Source organism: Microcystis sp. M113S1, assembly GCF_020246945.1.
Lineage (GTDB): Bacteria > Cyanobacteriota > Cyanobacteriia > Cyanobacteriales > Microcystaceae > Microcystis.
Map to the genome: position 1 here is coordinate 1 of NZ_JADBSA010000175.1, position 21024 is coordinate 21024.

At 42.4% G+C, this 21024-nt stretch carries 15 protein-coding genes; 7 read left to right on the forward strand and 8 right to left on the reverse strand.

Features of this window, described 5'->3' with window-relative positions:
* Positions 1 to 353: 353 nt before the first annotated feature.
* The 4 genes from IM319_RS08865 to IM319_RS08880 all read right to left on the reverse strand — a co-directional run bounded on the left by IM319_RS08865 (position 354) and on the right by IM319_RS08880 (position 5454).
* On the reverse strand, positions 354 to 2042 hold the full coding sequence (locus IM319_RS08865) for a SulP family inorganic anion transporter (RefSeq protein WP_287735330.1): 1689 nt from the start codon (positions 2040 to 2042) through the stop codon (positions 354 to 356).
* 130 nt (positions 2043 to 2172) lie between these two features.
* Positions 2173 to 2856: a Mo-dependent nitrogenase C-terminal domain-containing protein gene (locus IM319_RS08870; RefSeq protein WP_286825457.1), complete on the reverse strand. Its 684-nt coding sequence runs from the start codon at positions 2854 to 2856 to the stop codon at positions 2173 to 2175.
* Positions 2857 to 3096: 240 nt separating this feature from the next.
* Positions 3097 to 4482 (reverse strand): UDP-glucose dehydrogenase family protein, encoded by a 1386-nt coding sequence (locus tag IM319_RS08875; protein WP_286825456.1) that lies wholly within the window; start codon positions 4480 to 4482, stop codon positions 3097 to 3099.
* A gap of 45 nt (positions 4483 to 4527) precedes the next feature.
* Entirely contained in the window at positions 4528 to 5454 is a 927-nt protein-coding gene (locus IM319_RS08880; RefSeq protein ID WP_287684750.1) for a UDP-glucuronic acid decarboxylase family protein, read from the reverse strand.
* A 204-nt stretch (positions 5455 to 5658) separates the two neighbouring features.
* Between IM319_RS08880 and polA the strand changes: the two genes are divergently transcribed.
* Genes polA through IM319_RS08895 form a run of 3 tightly spaced genes read left to right on the forward strand, consistent with a single transcriptional unit; the run spans position 5659 to position 9064 of the window.
* On the forward strand, positions 5659 to 8529 hold the full coding sequence (polA, locus tag IM319_RS08885) for a DNA polymerase I (protein WP_287735331.1): 2871 nt from the start codon (positions 5659 to 5661) through the stop codon (positions 8527 to 8529).
* Positions 8530 to 8533: 4 nt separating this feature from the next.
* Positions 8534 to 8779 carry a hypothetical protein gene (locus IM319_RS08890; protein ID WP_286826830.1) on the forward strand — a complete coding sequence of 82 codons (246 nt, stop codon included), beginning with the start codon at positions 8534 to 8536 and terminating at the stop codon, positions 8777 to 8779.
* A gap of 36 nt (positions 8780 to 8815) precedes the next feature.
* Positions 8816 to 9064 carry a heavy-metal-associated domain-containing protein gene (locus IM319_RS08895; RefSeq protein WP_287735332.1) on the forward strand — a complete coding sequence of 83 codons (249 nt, stop codon included), beginning with the start codon at positions 8816 to 8818 and terminating at the stop codon, positions 9062 to 9064.
* A gap of 284 nt (positions 9065 to 9348) precedes the next feature.
* Here IM319_RS08895 and IM319_RS08900 read toward each other — a convergent pair whose 3' ends face one another.
* Positions 9349 to 9639, reverse strand: a complete 291-nt coding sequence (locus IM319_RS08900; protein ID WP_287735333.1) for a nucleotidyltransferase family protein — start codon at positions 9637 to 9639, stop codon at positions 9349 to 9351.
* A 23-nt stretch (positions 9640 to 9662) separates the two neighbouring features.
* A complete protein-coding gene (locus IM319_RS08905) occupies positions 9663 to 13196 on the reverse strand; it encodes an N-6 DNA methylase (RefSeq protein WP_287735334.1) in 3534 nt (1177 codons plus the stop codon).
* 385 nt (positions 13197 to 13581) lie between these two features.
* Here IM319_RS08905 and petC point away from each other — a divergent pair, with 385 nt between their 5' ends.
* The 4 genes from petC to IM319_RS08925 all read left to right on the forward strand — a co-directional run bounded on the left by petC (position 13582) and on the right by IM319_RS08925 (position 18342).
* Complete coding sequence (gene petC / locus IM319_RS08910; protein ID WP_286826836.1) at positions 13582 to 14121, forward strand: cytochrome b6-f complex iron-sulfur subunit; 540 nt, start codon at positions 13582 to 13584, stop codon at positions 14119 to 14121.
* A gap of 43 nt (positions 14122 to 14164) precedes the next feature.
* Entirely contained in the window at positions 14165 to 15151 is a 987-nt protein-coding gene (gene petA, locus IM319_RS08915; RefSeq protein WP_286826838.1) for a cytochrome f, read from the forward strand.
* A gap of 132 nt (positions 15152 to 15283) precedes the next feature.
* The gene (locus IM319_RS08920; RefSeq protein WP_287684408.1) at positions 15284 to 16345 is read left to right on the forward strand and encodes a mannose-1-phosphate guanylyltransferase; all 1062 of its coding nucleotides are present in this window, start codon (positions 15284 to 15286) and stop codon (positions 16343 to 16345) included.
* Positions 16346 to 16692: 347 nt separating this feature from the next.
* Positions 16693 to 18342 carry an ABC1 kinase family protein gene (locus IM319_RS08925; RefSeq protein ID WP_287735335.1) on the forward strand — a complete coding sequence of 550 codons (1650 nt, stop codon included), beginning with the start codon at positions 16693 to 16695 and terminating at the stop codon, positions 18340 to 18342.
* 12 nt (positions 18343 to 18354) lie between these two features.
* Here IM319_RS08925 and IM319_RS08930 read toward each other — a convergent pair whose 3' ends face one another.
* Complete coding sequence (locus IM319_RS08930) at positions 18355 to 18762, reverse strand: hypothetical protein (RefSeq protein ID WP_125732447.1); 408 nt, start codon at positions 18760 to 18762, stop codon at positions 18355 to 18357.
* A gap of 207 nt (positions 18763 to 18969) precedes the next feature.
* Positions 18970 to 20391 carry a type I glutamate--ammonia ligase gene (gene glnA, locus IM319_RS08935; protein ID WP_287684411.1) on the reverse strand — a complete coding sequence of 474 codons (1422 nt, stop codon included), beginning with the start codon at positions 20389 to 20391 and terminating at the stop codon, positions 18970 to 18972.
* Between the last annotated feature and the right edge of the window lie 633 nt (positions 20392 to 21024).

Below are 21024 nucleotides of genomic sequence, written 5' to 3' on the forward strand. Positions count from 1 at the left end.
ATCTTGCGATACATTGGTACTAAGGAGAGAAGATGCAAGGGTTTTGAGTAATTTTAGCAGATTCAGGGGCACCTGAGCGACTCTCAATCTAGCTAAAAGCCTTTTCCTGTAAGGTTTTTAGATTTATTCAGCAAACCCTAAATAGGTTAGGGAAGTGACTTTCAGTTAATGATGCTAAAAATGAACAATAATCTAAAATCAAGCCGATAATGACTAAATGCAACCGACGGAAGCCCAACTTAGACAACTCTATCAGCTAATTTCAATAAAGTCCGAAAACTATGCACGGGTAGTTTCTTTATGGGAGGGGAGGTCGGCGATGACCTTCTCGACCCCTAATGATTTAGTATCAGTCAACGATTTTTAAAAGCTTCGATCGCCGCCGGCAAAGTATAGTAAATTCTCTCTTGGCTAATTTTATCTAACAAGCGGGAACGTTGCAATTCTAAGTACAGATCGTGTTTAACCCTTGCTAGGGCGAAAACTATACCCTGTCTTGATAATTCCGCCGCTAATTCCTCGATAATCTCCACGGCTGTACTATCCAATTCCCCGAGTGCCTCTGTATTCAAGACAAACCAATCTACCGGTTTTGTCTCCCGGGCAATGGCACTGAGAGCGCGACGTTTAAAGTCGGCCGCATTAGCAAAAAATAAGGGGGCATCGTAACGATAGATAACCAACCCCGGTATTGTTTGCGCTTCCGGCCAATCCTGGAGTGCGTGTAAACCCATCACCCCCGGGACTGTACCCAAGACCGCATCATCGGGCCGGGTAATGCGGGCCAATAAATCGATAACCGAGAGACCAATGGCGATGGCAACCCCGCTTAAAATCCCCGTGGTTAGCACCCCCACCATGGTCAGGACAGCGAGATTAAACTCACTATTGCGAAAGCGTTTGAGTCGTTTAGCGCCGGCAATATCCAGCAGTTTACAGGCCGCATAAATCACCAGCGCACCCAAGGCGGCCTTGGGAAAGAGTACCAGTAGCGGACCGAGCAGGAAAATGACCGCCACCACCACCACTGCCACCACTAGGGAATAAAGCTGACTTTTACTGCCCACCGAATCGCCCACCGCGGTGCGACTGGCGCTGCTGCTGATGGGAAATCCCTGACAAAAACCCGCCGCCAGATTCCCCAGTCCCAGGGCTAAAAATTCTTGATTGGCATCGATTTCTTGGTTATGGCGTGCGGCGAAGGCTCTAGCGGTCAAGACGTTATCGGAATAGCCGACGAGGGCAATGCCGACGGCTGCGGTTACTAGAGGTAGTAATTGGGAAAAATCTAGGGTTGGTAAGCCAAAATTGGGCAAAGTATTACTAATTTTCCCCACTACTGCCACCCCCTCTTGATCGAGATGGAGGGTGGCGACGGCGAGGGTTCCCAGTAAAACCGCCAGCAAGGGACCCGGTGCTTTGGGAAAATATTTTTGGATGAAAAATAGAAATAGGAGCAGAAATAGAGCGAGGCTAAGGGTTGGCCAGTGCCATTGGTTTATTCCCCGAAAAAAAGCTAAAATTTCTTTAAAAACCGTATTTTCACGGATTGACAAACCACTAATTTTACCCAGTTGTCCCGCAATCATGATCACCGCCACTCCCGCCATATAACCGATCAGGATCGGTTTGGAGAGTAAATTAGCTAAAAATCCCAAGCGGGCGACATAACCAACTAAACAGATTAAACCGACCATTAGGGCTAAAAAAGCCGCTAAACTGCCGTAATTTTCTCCTTGAAGGCTTACCATAGGTGCGATCGCTGCCGCCGTCATCACTGCCGTGGTCGATTCTGGTCCGAGGGATAGTTGCGATGAGGAGCCGAAAAGGGCGTAAACTAGGGCGGCCGGCACGAGAGTCCACAATCCCACCACCGGCTCGACCCCGGCCAGGTCGCCGTAGGCCATACACTGGGGAATAGCGTAGGCTGCCACGGTGACACCGGCGAGTATATCTCGGCCTAGCCACTGCCATTGATAGGAGCGCAGGTTTTTTAGCCCCGGTAAATCAGGAAAATCGACTCGTCGGGAGTTTTTACTCATAGTTTTTCTCTTAACGGCGATTTAACCTAATTCTAACGAAAGATTTAGCTAGTGAAAAGCCTTGAGGCTGAGATATTTTCTGTCAGCAGGATATTTATACCATTTTAACCGCAATTTTGAGTTAAATTGGCTAAATATACTCGGAAATATCTTCTTGACAATCATCGGCTAAGTATGATAGAGCCCGGAAGCGTAAACCGACTAATTGCTCGTAGAGAGGATTTAACTTGCACAGGGGCGGAATATGGACTAATTTATGGCCAAACAGCACGATATCGCGTTCAAAAGGACATTGAGGCGGCACCATTTTGCAGATAAACCGGGCCAAGCGCGGATCGTGCATTTCTACCCCATCTAACCAATCTTTGAGGGGATGAAGCAGATCTGGGTGGGGATGTTCGGCACTGATAAACTCGGATTTCTGCGCTTCCGTGGTAATTTCGGGAATTTCACAGATAGTATGTTCTAAAGCTGACAAGGCCTCGATTTCTAACCCGAAAGCATCCCGATAACTATGCAGTAATTGCGCTTCTGCGGGGGAATAAATGCCATCGGCGATCGCCACCATAACCGCCGTGCGGAGGAAGTTTTCTGATATTCTGGGGTCATGACCGAAACTTGCGGCCAATTCTTCGGGACTAATCGATTGATAGAGAACGTGGTCGTCATCTAATTCTAATTCGTGAGCGAAACGGGCGATCGATTCCTGTTCGCTGGCGCTATAATCGCCATCACACCAGGCAATTGTCAGTAATCCCCGTAACCAGTCCCTAACTTGTTCGTTAGTGTAGCGGTATTGAACAGAGCTAACCATAGGTATTGCTAAAACTGATTTCTAGTTTTTCAATTCAATTCTACCGAGTGCTCCCGGATTCTAGTGGCTCCTGTTCATATCATTTAACCATTGCAACTATCCCCATGGTCAGCTAGGAAGTTTTCGTTTTTCAACTGGCATAATTGGGCAATTTTCGCCCCTAGGAGCAGGGGTAAGGGTTGGTGCTGCTTGTCCCTTCCCCAACCGCGTCAGTCCTGCTGAAAAGGCGGATTCCTGGGATTAACGTCCAATACCGAGGTAACGGAAACCAGCTGCTGTCACCACCGCAGGATCGAGGAAATTGCGACCATCAATTAAAACGGGTTCGCGCATGGTTTTAACCATTTTGCCGTAGTCGAGACGGAGGAATTCTTGCCATTCCGTCACCACCACCAAAGCGTCACAACCATCGGCTAATCTTTCTGGATCCGATTCGATAATCACACCGCTTAGACCGTGACTTAAACCACTTTGGGAAACGATCGGATCATAAGCTTTTACCTTAGCACCTAAACGATTTAACTGTTCGATCATGGTTAAAGCCGGAGCATCGCGCATATCATCGGTATCGGGTTTAAAAGTTAATCCCAACAAACCGACGGTTTTACCCTTGAGGATTTTTAATTCCTGTTGCAGTTTTTCGATCGCAATTGTCCGTTGACGTTTGTTAACATTGATAGCGGCGTTGAGTAATTCCGTTTCGTAACCGTAGTCTTCTGCGGTATGCACCAAAGCTGACACATCTTTGGGGAAACAGGAACCCCCCCAACCGATTCCGGCCGAGAGGAATTTGCTGCCGATACGGGAATCTAAACCGATACCTTTAGCCACTTGGGTGACATCGGCTCCCACGCGATCGCAGATATTAGCTACTTCGTTAATAAAGCTAATTTTGGTCGCTAGGAAGGCATTAGCGGCGTATTTAATCATTTCCGCCGAACTGAGATCCGTAACCACCACGGGAACGGGAGGCAAGGAGGGATCGTCAGCGAATTGGCGTTCAACCAAAGGCGCGTACAATTCCTTCATCATTTCAATGGCTTTCGGGTTATTACTGCCTAAAACAATGCGATCGGGGTTAAAAGTATCATAAACTGCCGAACCTTCCCGTAAAAATTCGGGATTGCTGACCACATCAAATTCCGCTTCGATGCGTTCTAGTGTACTAATACCGCCAACCGCAGCCACGAGATTTTTTTGTCTCTCGGCCACTCCATCGAGGACGATCATCCGTACCCAATCCCCAGAACCGATGGGAACGGTCGATTTATTGACGATTACTTTATAACCACCGTTGAGATGGGCCCCAATACCCCGGGCCACCGCTTCCACATAACGAGTGTCACTTTCCCCCGTGGGTAGTGCAGGTGTACCAACAGCGATAAAGAGGATTTCACCGTGTTTAACTCCCGCTTCTAGATCCGTGGAAAATTCCAGATTGCCGGAGGCTGCCGAAGACTGCATTAATTCCGATAAACCCGGTTCATAGATGGGGGATTGTCCCGATTTCATCAATTTGACTTTTTCTTCATTGTTGTCAATACAGATGACATGATGGCCGATATGTGCTAGGCACACCCCGGTGACTAAACCCACATAACCCGTTCCGATAACGCAAACACGCATGATAATTACTCCAGTGACAATTAAGTTAAATTTATTGATTAGGGATTAGCTTAGACGAGAACGGAAATCCTCGATCGTCATTTTTAAACCCTGACTTAGAGGAATAGTTGGACTCCAATCCAGATAGGTTTTAGCACGAGTGATATCCGGTTGTCGTTGCTTGGGATCATCTTCCGGCAGTGGTTGATAGACCAATTCGGCCTCGGGATTAATCATGCCTTGGATCACTTGTGCTAATTCCAGAATTGTGTATTCGTCGGGATTGCCTAGATTAACCGGTCCGATAAAATCCCCATTCATCAAACGCATTAACCCTTCCACCAGGTCAGAAACATAGCAAAAACTGCGGGTTTGGGAACCTTGACCATAAACCGTCAGAGGTTCACCGCGCAAAGCTTGCACCACGAAATTACTCACCACTCGACCATCGTTTTCCAGCATTCGCGGGCCGTAGGTGTTGAAAATCCGGGCCACCCGGATATCGACTTTATGCTCCCGATAATACTCAAAAGCCAGGGTTTCCGCTACCCGTTTACCCTCGTCATAACAGGAACGCGGTCCGATGCAGTTGACATTGCCTCGATATTCTTCCGTTTGCGGATGCACATCGGGATCGCCATAGACTTCCGAGGTAGAAGCGAGCAAAAATCGCGCTTTTACCCTTTTAGCTAGGCCTAGCATATACATAGTCCCTAAAACATTGGTTTTAATCGTTTTGACGGGATTATATTGATAGTGGATTGGGGAAGCAGGACAGGCCAGGTGATAGATCTGATCGACTTCTAAACGGATCGGCTCGGTGATATCGTGACGAATTAGCTCAAAATAAGGATTTCCTAGCCATTTAACGATGTTTCGGCGCACCCCCGTGTAGAAGTTATCCAGACAGATCACTTCTTGACCCTGTTCCATCAAGCGATCGATTAGATGGGAACCAATAAAACCCGCACCACCCGTAACTAGGATTCTCATGTAATCGCAAAGTAAACATATAAAATTATTCTTAAAATACCCTTACGCTGGTTTTTTGGCAAATATTTTTTTTGACGAGGTGTTAAGTATCAGTGATCAGTGATCAGTTATCATTTATCAGCGATCGCCGATTCAAGGCTAATAGCTGAATAATGGCTCGGTAATCCTTAAAATGGAAATAACACGCAAATTTGAGACTAGATTATGACCAGTGCCGAGCAAAATAAGCTATTTATCCTGATCGATGGGCATTCTTTGGCTTTTCGTGCCTATTATGCCTTTGCTAAGTCTCGTTCTGGCCCTCTGCGTACTTCTACTGGTATTCCCACCAGTGTTTGTTTTGGGTTTTTAAATTCTCTGATGCAGTTACTAGAAACTCAAAAACCCACTTATTTAGCAGTTGCTTTTGATTTAGCAGTCCCTTCTTTTCGCCATGAAGCTGATGTCAATTATAAGGCTAATCGGCAAGAGACTCCCGAAGAATTTCGCCCCGATTTAACTAATCTGCAAAGTCTCTTGGCAGCGATGAATATTCCTATTGTTACTTCCCCGGGTTACGAAGCAGATGATGTTTTAGGAACTTTGGCAAAACAAGCTGGTGATAATGGTTATACAGTCAAGATTTTAACAGGCGATCGAGATTTATTCCAATTGGTAGATGAGGAGAAAAAAACCACGGTTCTCTATCTGGATATTAATGCGGTAAAAAGTACATCGGGACAGGGTTATACAGAATTCAATTCCCAAGCTGTCACGGAAAAGTTAGGGGTGACACCAAAACAGGTAGTAGATTTTAAAGCTCTTTGCGGTGATAAGTCTGATAATATCCCCGGTGTGCGCGGAATTGGCGAAAAAACAGCGATAGATTTATTAAAAAAATACGATAACTTAGACGATATATATACCAATCTGGAATCGATTAAGGGAATGGTAAAAACTAAATTATTAGAGGGAAAAACCGCCGCCGAAAGTTCTCGCTATTTAGCTAAAATTGCCCTTGATGCCCCCGTTAGTCTGGAGGAGGATAAATTTCGTCTCCGAGGTTTTGATCGGCGTTTAGTTAAACCTTTATTGGAAAGATTCGAGTTAAAGAAAATTCTCCAGAAACTCGATCAAATTCAACAGCATCTAGGGGGTACTCCTACCCTAGAATTAACTAGCGATGCTGATTCTAATCAATTGTCTCTGTTTGATTTACCCCCTATTTCTCCACCGGTTCTAATTGCTCCCGACATTATTGATACTATTCCTAAGTTAGATGCTTTACTGGCAAAATTAACAACTTTCACTAATCCACAATTTCCCGTCGCTTGGGACACCGAAACGACGGATTTAAATCCTCGTGTAGCCAAATTAGTCGGCATCGGTTGCTGTTGGGGAAAAGAATTAAATGCTATGGCCTATATTCCCATCGGCCACCAGAGCGGCGATAATTTAAATCTAGAGATAGTCCTCGAAAAATTACGACCAATTTTAGCGGGTGATAATTATCCGAAAGTCTTCCAGAATGCGAAATTTGATATTGATGTTTTTTATCATCAAGGAATTACCGTTAAAGGTCTAGTTTTTGATACTATGGTGGCTAGTTATGTACTCCATCCCGAACTAACTCATAATCTCGAAGATTTATGCGATCGCTATTTAGCTGGTATCACTTCCCTTAGTTATAAAAGTCTCGGTATTCCTGCGGGAAAAACCATCGCTGATTTAGATATTCCCACTACTGCCAACTACTGCGGATTAGATGCCTACGCTACCTATTTGCTTCGAGAAAAATTACAGTCAGAATTGAATAAAATTCCCCCTTTATATCAATTATTCTCAGAAATAGAATCTCCCTTAGTGATGGTGCTTTGGCAGATGGAAAATTATGGTATAAAAATTAATATCAATTATCTAAAAAACTTTTCCCAGCAACTAGAAAGAGACTTAGCAGACATAGAAAAAAATGCCTACGAATCTATCGGAGAAACTTTTAATCTTAGCTCTCCTAAACAGTTAAGTGAAATCCTCTTTGAGCGATTGGCACTCAATCGCAAAAAATCCAGAAAAACTAAAACAGGTTACTCTACCGATCAAAGTGTTTTAGAGAAACTACAAGGAGATCATCCCTTAATCGATTATATCCTTGAACATCGCACCTTATCCAAATTAAAATCCACCTATGTGGATGCTTTACCGAAATTAGCCGAACCAAAAACCGCACGAGTACATACAGATTTTAATCAAACCATCACCAGCACCGGACGCTTATCATCCTCTAATCCTAACCTACAAAATATCCCTATTCGCAGTGAATTTTCCAAGCAAATTCGTCAAGCTTTTATTCCCGAAGATGGTTACTTATTAGTGTCAGCAGACTACTCACAAATAGAGTTAAGAATTCTCGCTCATCTCAGCCAAGAACCAGTTTTATTAGAAGCGTATCGTAGTAATCAAGATGTTCATAAAGTCACCGCTCGATTGCTCTTTGATAAAAGCGAAATTACGCCAGAAGAACGCAGTTTAGGAAAAACAATTAACTTCGGAGTTATTTATGGCATGGGAGCGCAAAAATTCGCCCGTGAATCGAAATTAACCGTAGAACAGGGCAGAAAATTTATTGAAAAATATCATCAACGTTATGCCCAAGTATTTGAGTATTTAGAGAATAGCAAAAAACAAGCGATCGCTCAAGGATATGTGGAAACAATTTTAGGTAGAAGACGTTATTTTAACTTTGATAATCCCCTCTTAAAAAGACTGCGAGGACTACCCTTGCATGACATCGATTTAGATAGCCTCAAACTCAACAACGAGGAGGCACAATTATTAAGATCGGCTGCTAATGCGCCCATTCAGGGTTCCAGTGCTGATATTATTAAAGTAGCGATGGTAAAATTGGCGGAGGTGCTGCAAAATTATCGAGCAAGATTACTGCTGCAAGTCCATGATGAATTAGTCTTGGAAGTACCAAGAGAAGAATGGCCATCCCTAGAGTCAAAAATCAAGACGACTATGGAGGAAGCTGTCTCCTTGACGATCCCTCTCTTGGTAGAAATTAAAGCTGGTGACAATTGGATGGAAACCAAATAAAACTATGATCGAAAACAGACAATTTTTAACCCCAGAAGAATCCGCAGATGTGGACGCTGCCCTCTTGACTGCTCCCGAAAAATTCCTGACTCGTTTAACGATTTCTTCCCTACGCTTACTAAAAATAATCGCCGAAGATACGGGAGTAACCCTAGAAGAATTAACCCATAAACAGGTCATCCAATGGCTAGAAAAAGATAGTAAACTGCGTCGGGAACAGGGGATCGAAGCGGCAGTGCTGAAATGGTAAATAAACTCTTAAAAAATCAGCTATCCCTGACAATTTATGCTAGTTTTTAGCTATAAAGTTACTGGAGTTACAACAATGACAATTACCCTAAAAGTACCTAGTATTGCCTGTGAAGGTTGCGCTAATACCATTACTAAAGCGATTAACAATCAGCAACCAGCAGCCCAAATATCGGTGGATCTAGCCAATAAAATCGTCACGGTAGAAACCACCGCATCCCGCGCAGAAATTGCCCAATGGATCAGCGAAGTCGGCCATACTGTTGAGTCTGGAAGTGAGAGTTGACATCCTCCCCCGTTAAAAATATACCTCTGGTAAAAATCCAGGGTAGATTTATTTTTGTGTTGATCAGATTAGTTTGACTCCCAAGCTTTCTAGTTGTTGGTTTATCCAAGCGGTTGCCGTTTCTTCATCGGTTTCTATCGCTTTTTCTACTCCTATTTTAGCAATTTCTAAGAGTTGTTTGGATTTTGCTTTTAAAGCACTCTTAGAGTAAATGTGCGATCGCTTTTAAAAGTTCTGTTAATTTATTTTTCCATCGGTATAGCGCAAAATACGTCTGATAGCATTTACAATGAGGCATATATAATCTGTGCTGATTCTAAAATATTTTTACATCTTAGCCAGTTATCACTCCGTTTGAGCGCTGCTTTCACAATTAAATCTACTTTTCGATTGAAAATTGCTTGCAGTTCATCGCGCATTTGTAGGGTTTCGGTTAAACCTCGTTTAGCAGTTGGGGAAAAGGTAATTAAAATATCAATATCGCTATCTGAACGGAAATCTTCGCGTAAAACTGAACCAAATAATGCCAATTCGGTGACTTGCCACCTTTGACAAAATGCTTTAATTTGTTCCATTGGTAGATTTATTTTTGTGTTCATTAGATTAGTTTTACTCCCAAGCTTTCTAGTTGTTGGTTTATCCAAGCGGTTGCCGTTTCTTCGTCGGTTTCTATCGCTTTTTCTACTCCTATTTTAGCAACTTCTAATAGTTGTTTGGATTTTTCTTCTGCATTGTAAGAGTCGTGAACTTTATTAACAAATTTCTGTTGACTTTCCAAAGAAGGACAAGCTATTACAAGAGACTCTAAAACGGGTATAGTAAGATTTGTTTGAATTCCTCCAGTATTAGATTGCTCAGTTTGCATTTTTCCAGCTAAAGAATTGAGATAAAGAGCCAAATAAGTTGGCAAAACAAGCTCTTTTTTTGGTCTAGTTAAAATGAAGTAACTCCCATAAACTGCATTAGTTAAAAATTCTGGAATTACCACAGCAATACCTAGTGTGCCACTTCTGGAGATAATAACATCTCCTTGTCTAACAGTTTCTTTATATTTCTTGGCTGATTCATTAGAAATAAATTTTAAATTTTCTTGACTAAAACGATGCTTGTTTAAATCTGCAATTCTAAGAAAAGGAACTCCTTCTTCAATATATTCAAGTGAATCAGATACTCCATATTTAAAAAGTGATGATAGTTCAGAAAGTTTTTTCAACTGCCACCCATTTCTTAAAGTAGCGGTTTTTAGAGATTGATAAAGTTGATCATATTTCGGTTGATAATACTCAGCATCTAAGCGTCCAGAAGACAAAAAAGACTCAGAAAAACTTTTAACGGCGATGCTTTCTTCGGTGGGTTGCCAATCTTTTAAACCAAGTTCTGTTAATAGTAAATCTTCAGCTTGTTGGTAGAAATTTAATGATCTACTTTTTAAGGAATGCGAAGTTTCAACCAATTTCTTAATTCCTATTTGAAAATTCTGATCTAATTTGGGAATTAGAATAGACTTGACTTGAAGTAAGTTTAGTAATGGCTGAACATTACCAGTAGAAAACCGTTCAGTTTGATATCTGCCATAGTATGAATTGATGAAAGTGGATATAAAATATGGAGAAAAATATAAATTGATGTCTTTAATGGTCGCTACATTCCTATCTGTATTTCCAATAAATTTTTCATGGATGACGCTGGCATTTCCAACTGTTCCAACTATCGACATCAAAATATTTCCAACTTTGACGGAGGATCTAAGATTCTTTTTGTGTAGCTTTTCTGAGCAATATTGTATGTCAGATAAATCTAGAAAGTTTTCTTTAACATTCTTGCCAGATAAATAAATTATTCCGCTATATTTATCTAAATCAGGTGAACCATGTTCTCCATCTGTGACCGTGGCAAATTCATTGATATTTTGACAATTTTTTCTACGAAGTATTTTGTCTGCTACCATAAAACGTTTGTAGTAGTATTCAGAATCAATTCTGAAATAAATATTGTTGTCTAAAACATCACTTAAACTCAACTCAACCGCTTCCAATCTATCCATTAACTGCTGATATTTAACCGCATCAAAAGCGCCCCCCCTGTCCCCCTTAATAAGGGGGGTGGCGTTAGCCGGGGGGATCTCAAAAAAACTTAAATTCTCCTTTTTAGCAAACTCAATAAACGCCTCAGCGATACCATCTTCTGTCAAACCATCATGATTAAAAAGATCATGATCCACAATCCAATGATTATGTTTATCTAAGAGAAAATCCCCCGAATCATCAGACACTTTAACATAAACTTTTTCTCCAGAATTATCCTTGCCCGACTTCTGCATCGTCGCAAAAAAGATATTATAATCATCCTGACGAGGACAAAGTGCGCCTATTTTGGGATCATCATTCCATTTTTGCACCAATAACACCGAGGTTTTTGTTCCTGTATGGGGTTTAAAAGTATTACCACTTAATCCCACCACTGCTAAAATTCGACATCTTTCGGCAATAAAATCCCGAATATTCTTATCAGAAGAATTATTAAAGCGTCCTTGGGGTAAAACTATCGCCATTCTTCCCCCCGGTTTCAAAAAGTCTAGATTGCGCTCAATAAATAAAATATCGCGTCCTACCTTAGTTTCCCATTTACCGTTAGGCTTTTTTGCTAAGTCATAACGAGCAATCATGCGCTGTTCTTTGATATCACCCGCAAAAGGTGGATTTGCCATCAAAATATCGAATTGAAACTCCCTATAGTCTGGACTTCCCTTTGGACGCAGTTTTTTCAAGCGTCTGAAACCTTCATGATAAACATCATCCCATTCTTCCTGTTGCGTCACCTCATCCCATAATTCATAATCTAGAGTGTTTAAATGTAGTACGTTTGTTTGTCCATCTCCAGCAATCAGATTGAGGGTTCGTGCTACTCTCACCGCTTTTTCATCAAAATCAATAGCAAACACCTTTTCTTCCACATATTCCTTACAACGGGGTGGCTTTTCTTCCAATGAAAATAAATGACTTACTTCTAATCCCTCATCCTCTAGAATCTGCCGCCAAACATGAAAGATTGTATGTACTGGAAACCCCGATGAACCAGCTGCGCTATCAATCATATATTCATCTTCTTGGGGGTTAAGCATTTTTACACACATATCAATCACATAACGAGGGGTGAAAAACTGTCCTTTTTCCCCTTTACTGCTTTGATTGATTAAATACTCAAATGCTTCATCAATTACATCCAAATTGGAGTTAAATAGCTTCACATTTTCTAAGGACGACACACAAACCGATAGATGAGAGGGAGCAAGGCCAATCTTGACATCCTCACTAAATACCCCTGGCCATTTTTTCTTAGCTTTGTCAAAAAGATCCTGAATTTTCGTTTTTAATGCGCTTTCTGTTTGTCCTGTATTACGAAACTCCAGAGAACGAGTAGAACGTCGATTACCCTGTCCAGAATACCATTCATCATAGAGCTTGGCAAAAATCAGCTTAAATAATTCCTCAAAGACATCTACCCCCGCATTTGCTAACACCTCATCTTCCATTTCTTCGATTAGCGTTTTCAGAGATTTATTTTCTTTGACTAACTTATCCTTGGCGATTAAATCATCTAAAGTGAACTTAATCTGGAGAATATCTGCTAGGGTTTGATTAGAGTTAGGGATATCTGGAATATCTTCAAAATAATTGGGATCTTTGCGTTGATAATAGGAAATCTGATCGCCATTCGTCCAGACAGCCATCGGCGAACCTGTGGCATTACAATAGGAACGTAGTTGTGCTTTTCCATCCTTCCACTTCGGACTCTTTACCTCTACCAAAATATAAACTGTGTTCAGGCGATCTTTGTCCATCACCGCAATATCTGCTCGTTTTACCTCCCTGCCAAAATTCACCCCATACTCCACCTGAATGCGACTGAGAGGATAATGTAAGCGATCGCTTAAAACCCTTAAATATAATTGTCTAATCGCTTCTTCTGGGGTAAGTTTAATCTCTTTTTTCCGTACTAAGCAAATTGTATAAGGAGCTGCCCCATTTTTTGTCTTTTTAAGCGTAATTGTCTGCTCTAATTGCTCAACTTCCGTCGGCGTAAACTGGGACAACTTATAACTTGAGTCTTTGAGAATATCAGCTAATTTCATAATTTAAAGATGATAGAGATAATTAACAAATTTGGAGAGGCTAATCTGAGTAGCTTTTATCTCATCAATTACTTGCCTGTCATCATTGTATTCTTGGCTATTAATTTAAGTTAAAGGTATATGGAGACTTAATTTTCCATTGGATCGAATTTTTTAAGATTCTTTCGATGTTCGCGGTTTCTCATCTGGGCAAAAGCGAGAAAACAGCGATCGCCTTTGGGGCAGCTTTGCTGTGGCAATTGTCCGTGACTCAATATCTGTAATAATCTAATAAAGCCCTTGTAAACCTTCTTTAAGCTCTGGGTTTTCGTCTTGATCGAGATGCACAAAATCGCCCTTAGATGAGAATTAGTTTACAAAAATTTACATTTGGAGATAAGGAGCAATGAGTCAAGTTTCCGGTACAGATGTTCCCGATTTGGGTCGTCGTCAATTTATGAACCTGTTGACCTTTGGTACAATTACCGGAGTAGCAGCGGGGGCTTTGTATCCGATTGTTAAGTATTTTATTCCCCCCTCGGCCGGTGGTACGGGTGGCGGTGTCACCGCTAAAGATGCCCTAGGCAATGATGTGATTGTCAGTCAATTTCTGGGCAGCCATAACCCTGGCGATCGCACCTTAGCCCAAGGTTTAAAAGGCGACCCCACCTATTTAGTCGTCCAGGAAGACAAAACCCTTGCCAACTATGGAATTAACGCCGTCTGTACCCACTTAGGTTGTGTGGTGCCATGGAATGCCAGCGAAGAAAAATTCATGTGTCCTTGCCACGGTTCCCAGTACAATGCCGAAGGAAAAGTAGTTCGCGGTCCAGCGCCTCTATCCTTAGCCCTCGCCCATGCCAACGTCACCGATAATGATAAAGTCGTCTTCTCCACTTGGACGGAAACCGACTTCCGCAATGGCGAAGAACCCTGGTGGTCCTAGATTATTCAATGTGACGAGATTTTGGAATTTTTAACCGATAGAGATGAGAACATTCAACTTTTTAAGTTTCCCGCAAGTCCACAGACAGGCCCTAGTGAAAGCTGTCCTCGTGGCGATCGCTACCGTTTCCCTACTCCTAACCAGCGATGTCATTAACCCCCAATCTGCCCAAGCATATCCTTTTTGGGCGCAACAAACCGCCCCGGAAACCCCCAGAGAAGCAACCGGTCGGATTGTTTGCGCTAACTGCCATTTAGCCCAAAAACCCGCCGAAATTGAAATCCCTCACTCGGTATTACCCGATAGCGTCTTTGAAGCAGTAGTAAAAATCCCCTACGATCCCGCCAGTCAACAGGTGTTAGGAGACGGATCGAAGGGGGGTTTAAACGTGGGTGCAGTCTTAATGCTACCGGATGGTTTTAAAATCGCGCCCCCCGATCGCATTCCCGAAGAAATGCAGGAAAAACTCGGTGGAGTCTATTTCCAATCCTACAAAGAAGGTCAAGATAACGTGGTTATCGTCGGCCCCTTACCCGGTGATCAATACAAAGAAATCGTTTTCCCCGTCCTGGCCCCCGATCCTAGCCAAAATAAGAGTATTCACTTCGGTAAATATGCTGTGCATTTAGGGGCCAATCGCGGTCGCGGTCAAGTGTACCCCACCGGTGAACCCAGCAATAATAACGCCTTCAAAGCTTCTACCGCAGGTACAATTAGCCAGATCAGCAAAACCGAAGCCGGTGGTTATGAAGTCACCATCACTTCCCAAGCAGGCCCCGTGGTGGAAAATATTCCCGCAGGTCCTGAGTTAATCGTCTCGGAAGGTCAAGCGATCGAAGTGGGACAATTTTTAACCAGTAACCCCAATGTCGGCGGTTTTGGTCAAAAAGATACGGAAGTTGTCCTGCAAAATCCCGGCCGGATCAAAGGATTAGTTTTATTCCTCGGTGGCATTATGTTATGCCAAATCCTCTTAGTTATTAAGAAAAAACAAGTGGAACAAGTACAAGCGGCCGAAATGAATTTCTAATCGCAATATTTCGGTTATTTTTGCTAGAAAGCGGGTTATTTGCCCGCTTTTTAGCTTTGAGTCAGGAAAACGCTCACCGTTCGCTGCCGTCTGATACAATCGGTTCAACTTAACCGATAAGTGTCAATTTTTATGAATCAGTCGCTTGTTCCAGTCATTCTCGCTGGTGGTAAAGGGGAACGTTTTTGGCCTCTCAGTCGTCTAGCGCGTCCGAAACAGTTTCTCTGTCTTGATGGTAGTGGTCGCAGTCTTTTACAAGCAACGGCCGATCGTCTATTATCTTTAGGGGCAGGTTGGGAAAATCTCTGGGTAATTACCGCTAGTGCGATCGCTGATGGTGTCCGCGAACAACTGCCTGATTTACCAGAGAGTAACCTATTAGTGGAACCAGTGGGCAAGGATACAGCCCCGGCTGTGACTTGGGCCACCTTAGAAGTGACAAAACGTTATGGTAAGGAAGTGGTGATCGGTTTTTTTCCTGCCGATCATTATATTGGTGATCAAGAGGCTTATATTAACACTTTAAAAGCGGCCGTAGAAGTGGCCGTCAGCCAAAAAGCGATCGTTACTTTAGGGATTAAACCCGATTATCCCTCCACCGGTTACGGTTATATCGAACAGGGAGAAAATCAGGGCGAATTTAATGGCCTACCCGTCTATAAAGTGAGTCGTTTTACGGAAAAACCCGATCGCACCACGGCCGAAAAATTCCTGGAAACGGGACTTTTTAGCTGGAATAGCGGAATGTTTATCTTTCAGGGACAAGTGGTTTTAGAGGAGCTAAAAACCCACGCTAATAATATTCTACAACCTCTGATCGATCGGGGCATCGCTGCCTATGAGGATTTAGAGAAAAAAAGTATTGATTATGCTTTGATGGAAAAAACCCAACTCGCTTACGTTTTACCCGCTAATTTCGGTTGGGATGATCTGGGAGATTGGAATTCTCTGGAAAGATTACTAGAAGCAAAGGGCAAAAATATTGAACTGGCCAATCATGTCGGTTTGGATACGGAAGGGGCTATTATCTATGCTAGTGATGAGGAGGAAGCGATCGTTACTATTGGTTTAAAAGATCTGGTAATTGTTCGCGACGGTAAAGCGACTCTCGTTGTCCACAAAGATCGTACCCAAGATATTAAACAAGTTCTCAAGCAATTACAAACCGATCCCAAATTAGAGAAATTGTTATAGGATCGATAAGTACCTAAGCAAAATTAATTACACATCTAAGCCATCAGCTTTTTCAGTAATCAGTGATCAGTAACCAGTAATCAGTGAAAAGACAGTAGGAAACTTTTAAGTAGATGGGTGGAATTAAATATAAGATGAACGTAGGTTGGGTTGAAGTATGAAACCCAACGTCTGCATGGGTTACGAAGTGCGCTAACCCATCCTACAAATAATTGTGCCTCCCTACTTATTTAATACTGCTCACTTAAAACTCAAATCTGATAACTTACCCACTGATAACTGATAACTGATCACTGATAACTGATAACTTACCCACTGATAACTGATCACTGATCACTGATAATACCGTGTTCTCACTCCCCCAAACCAGTCAAAGACAAAAAGAAATCCTTGAGATAGTTCTCGGCAACGGTTGGGACTATATGCGCGGGGTTTTAACCTTAGGAAAAACAGAAAATCCCCAGATTCCCACCCCAGAAGTTCTCAAAAAAATCCTCGTGGAATTGGGGCCTTTTTATGTCAAATTGGGACAGTTACTTAGTACCCGTCCCGATCTGCTACCTGCTAATTATATCGAGGCTTTAACGGCCCTACAAGCGCAAGTTCCTCCCGTTGCTTGGACAGATATAGAAATAGTCATCACTGAACAGTTAGCAAAACCGATCGAACAGGTATTTAAGTATATTAATCCCCAACCGATCGCCGCGGGATCGATCGGGCAAATTCATCGGGCAACTTTATTATCCGGGGAGGAAGTCGCGATTAAAGTCTTGCGTCCGGGGATCGAAAAAATTGTCGCCCAAGATAGTGCCTTAATTAAGGGAATTGCTGATTTAGTTGCCCTGACAGAATTTGGTCAAAGTTACGACGTTGTTAACTTAGCAGAGGAGTTTATTAAAGCAGTCAATGCGGAATTAGATTTCACCCAAGAAGGTCATTATACTGACCAATTACGCTATAATTTAACCCAGAGTCGGTGGTCAGAACCCAAACAGTTAGTTATTCCTAAAATTTATTGGCACTTAACTAATTCTCGGCTATTAGTGTTAGAATGGTTGGAAGGAAAACAAATTTTAGAGGCTGATGTTTCTAGACCAGTAACCGAGCAAGCAATTTCCCAAAGAAAAAGCGAAATAACTAGAATTTTGTTTCGGTCATTTTTTCAACAAATTTATATTGATGGCTTCTTTCATGCCGATCCTCACCCGGGTAATATCTTCTATCTTGACGATGGTAGAGTGGCTTTAATTGACTGTGGTATGGTGGGCAGATTAGATCCGCAAACTCAACAAATTTTAACAGAATTGTTATTGGCAATTGTTGACTTAGATGCCAAAAGATGCAGTCAACTAACTATTAAACTATCCGAGTCAGTGGTGCCGATTACTTTAGTACAATTAGAGGTGGATTATGAGCGGATGTTGCGAAAATACTATAACCTCAATTTAAATCAAATTAACTTTAGTGAGGTGGTTTATGAACTTTTGCAAATTGCCCGTCGCAATAGAATTAAACTTCCGGGTAATTTAGGTTTATTTGCCAAAAGTCTCGCTAATCTAGAAGGAACTGCCCGAAAATTTAATCCTGATATTAATATCCTAGAAGAAGTCAAACCGCTATTAACTAATATTCTTGAACAACAGTTAATCGGTAGCACTCCCCTACAAACTGCCCTAAGAACAGTTTTAGACTTGAAATCTTTTTCCCTGAAATCTCCCCGTCAAATCGAAGTTTTACTAGATGGTTTAACCTCGGAAACTTTAAATGTTAATCTGAAAATTCGCGACCTAGATAATCTCCGTCGCAGTTTAGATAATTCCGCCAATCGACTAGCTTTTAGTGTGATTATTGGTTCCTTAATTATCGGGGCCGCCATTGTCACAGCCAGCGCCCAATCTCGGCAATTAACTATTATTAGTACCGTATTATTTGCTACAGCTAGTTTTATCGGTTTATGGTTAGTTGTCGGTATCCTGCGATCGGGGAGATTGCGCTAGAAATTATCGCGATTAAATTAAGATTTGTTGTTGTAAAAATTTCGCCCACTGACTAGCCAATTCAACTTCAGTAAAGGGAATTTTTTCAGGCGATCGCTCCTTAAAAATAAATTCTAGGAAAGGAGAACCTTGGGGGGGAAGAGCATCTAAATCCACCACTTGATTATTAACTAACAGACGGATTTCTTTGACCTCCTCTAGGGAAAAAGTTTGTAAATTAATCACTCCCTTACGAGTTGGCTTTCCCCAAGTGATAATTTTATCTTTTTGACCTAATACAGAATATATATCATACTTAGCTCGCTCGAAGTTTTCCGCCCATGCTCGATAGATTTCCACTTTTTGGTATTCATTCCAACCACTCCAAGCCAACCAAATAAATAGAATTAATAAAGGTGTCCACAATAACCCGCGTTCCATAAACTATCGCCCCAAAATCCTGGTCAATTAATCGTATTTTATGCTAATTGGCCGCAAGGGATTATTAGCCGTCAGCTTTGAATCAGTTATCAGATGTCAGTTTTCAGTTCACTGATTACTGAAACAAGCTCCCCACGCCCTTGCTGATTCGGAAAAAAAAGGGCAGGCAAAGGCCCACCCTAGGATTAATGATTAGTCAATCACACCTTAGACATCGTAGTAGAGGGAGAACTCGTAGGGGTGGGGACGTAAGCGCATCGGGTTAACTTCGTTATCGAGTTTGTAGGTGATCCAGTTTTGGATAAAGTCTTCGGTAAAGACACCAGAATCGGTCAAGAAAGCGTGATCTTTTTCGAGATTTTCCAGAGCTGCTTCCAGAGAACCGGGGGTAGAGGGTATTTTTGACAATTCTTCGGGACTGAGTTCGTAGATATCCACATCGAGAGGTTCCCCTGGTTCGATTTGATTTTTAATCCCATCGATACCAGCACAGAGCATGGCTGCAAAAGCGAGGTAGGGATTAGAAGTCGCGTCAGGACAACGGAATTCTAAACGTTTGGCTTTCGGGTTGCTTCCCGATAAAGGAATCCGAATCGAAGCGGAGCGATTACCTTGGGAGTAGGCCAGGTTTACAGGGGCCTCAAAACCGGGGACGAGACGCTTGTAAGAGTTGGTGGTGGGGTTAGTTAAAGCTAAGAGAGCGGGAGCGTGTCTAAGCAAACCACCGATATAGTACAGTGCCATTTGGCTAAGTCCGGCGTATTTATCCCCGGCGAACAGGGGTTGACCATCTTTCCAGATAGACTGGTGAACGTGCATCCCGGAACCGTTATCACCAAAGATGGGTTTGGGCATAAAGGTGACGGTTTTGCCGTATTTCTTGGCCACGTTCTTAATGCAGTATTTGTAGGTCATCAAGTAGTCGGCGGCCCGTACTAGGGTAGAGAATTTAATCCCTAGCTCGTTTTGACCACCAGTAGCGACTTCATGGTGATGTTTTTCGATGGGAACTCCGCAGTCGGCCATGGTTAAGAGCATTTCCGTGCGAAGATCTTGAGAGGTATCGGTGGGACTAACGGGGAAATAACCCTGTTTGTAGGCGGGTTTATAGGCAAGATTTCCCTCTTTTTCGTCTTTACCGCTATTCCAACGACCTTCGACACTATCCATGTAGTAATAGCCTGCGTTGGCGGTTTGGTCGAAACGAGCGCTATCAAAGAGGAAAAATTCCGCTTCCGGTCCAAAAAATGCGGTATCACCTAAACCGGTACTGCTAAGATAATCGATCGCTTTCTGAGCAATAGAGCGAGGATCGCGGCTATACCATTCACCGGTTCTCGGTTCTTTGATGCTACAGATCATGCTTAGGGTAGGTTCCTTGTAGAAGGGATCGATCCAAGCAGTGGTGGGATCGGGAACCATGGCCATATCGGATTCGTTAATTGCTTTCCAACCGCGAATACTGGAACCATCGAAGGCAACACCATCGCTGAAAGAGCTTTCATCGATTTGGTCGTAGTAGAACGAGCAATGTTGCCAGATACCCGGCATATCAATAAATTTCAGGTCGATAATCTTAATATTGTTGTCCTGAATCATTTTCAAGACTTCTTGTGGCGTTTCGGGCATGGAAAACTCCTTTGATGTATGGATCAGTTCTTAAGCTTCTCAAAAAATCCATCCTAAACAGTCACTTTGGCCGGTTTTGTATTTTTCGATACAAAATCTTTAATCCTAGCTTGAAAAAATCTGTAATTTCCTTGTTCAGGTCGGTAATTGCTCAGAATGGCGATTTGCCTATCAGCTTCTAGCTCCTCTGGCCACACCTCAAGCACGTTCACTAAAAAGTTTTTCGGTGGGGGATGGGGGATGGGGGATGGGTTTTACCGATTTTCAGGTGGTCAACTACCTAATTTTCAGGGAAAAAGTCCCTGAATTTTCCCCCGGATCACTCCCATATCCGGTACTTTTTGATTGACAAAAAGTCTAAAAGTCTGACCCAACAAGGTTTTTAGCTTTATTCAGCAAGCCCTAATTAATTAAATCTTTTGCCAGATAAGGATTTAGTCGATTTATGCAACCCTATTGAACCATACCAAGTAACGAAGAACCAGAAATTATAACTTTCTTTATCCTCAATTATAACAGTAATTTCTGGATTATTTAATAGGATTAATTCTCCTGCGTACAGACCTTTGCCTCCCTTTCAATCAGGAGCGCAGAACCATTCGCTAAAACCTGGTCGAGTATTGGCTTTTTTCC

Coding starts and splice junctions, on each gene's coding strand:
- petA (WP_286826838.1), top strand. CDS start 14,165: ATGAGAACATTCAACTTTTTAAGTTTCCCGCAAGTCCACAGACAGGCC.
- petC (WP_286826836.1), top strand. CDS start 13,582: ATGAGTCAAGTTTCCGGTACAGATGTTCCCGATTTGGGTCGTCGTCAA.
- glnA (WP_287684411.1), bottom strand. CDS start 20,391: ATGCCCGAAACGCCACAAGAAGTCTTGAAAATGATTCAGGACAACAAT.
- IM319_RS08900 (WP_287735333.1), bottom strand. CDS start 9,639: ATGGAACAAATTAAAGCATTTTGTCAAAGGTGGCAAGTCACCGAATTG.
- polA (WP_287735331.1), top strand. CDS start 5,659: ATGACCAGTGCCGAGCAAAATAAGCTATTTATCCTGATCGATGGGCAT.
- IM319_RS08875 (WP_286825456.1), bottom strand. CDS start 4,482: ATGCGTGTTTGCGTTATCGGAACGGGTTATGTGGGTTTAGTCACCGGG.
- IM319_RS08930 (WP_125732447.1), bottom strand. CDS start 18,762: ATGGAACGCGGGTTATTGTGGACACCTTTATTAATTCTATTTATTTGG.
- IM319_RS08905 (WP_287735334.1), bottom strand. CDS start 13,196: ATGAAATTAGCTGATATTCTCAAAGACTCAAGTTATAAGTTGTCCCAG.
- IM319_RS08865 (WP_287735330.1), bottom strand. CDS start 2,042: ATGAGTAAAAACTCCCGACGAGTCGATTTTCCTGATTTACCGGGGCTA.
- IM319_RS08870 (WP_286825457.1), bottom strand. CDS start 2,856: ATGGTTAGCTCTGTTCAATACCGCTACACTAACGAACAAGTTAGGGAC.
- IM319_RS08920 (WP_287684408.1), top strand. CDS start 15,284: ATGAATCAGTCGCTTGTTCCAGTCATTCTCGCTGGTGGTAAAGGGGAA.
- IM319_RS08880 (WP_287684750.1), bottom strand. CDS start 5,454: ATGAGAATCCTAGTTACGGGTGGTGCGGGTTTTATTGGTTCCCATCTA.
- IM319_RS08890 (WP_286826830.1), top strand. CDS start 8,534: ATGATCGAAAACAGACAATTTTTAACCCCAGAAGAATCCGCAGATGTG.
- IM319_RS08895 (WP_287735332.1), top strand. CDS start 8,816: ATGCTAGTTTTTAGCTATAAAGTTACTGGAGTTACAACAATGACAATT.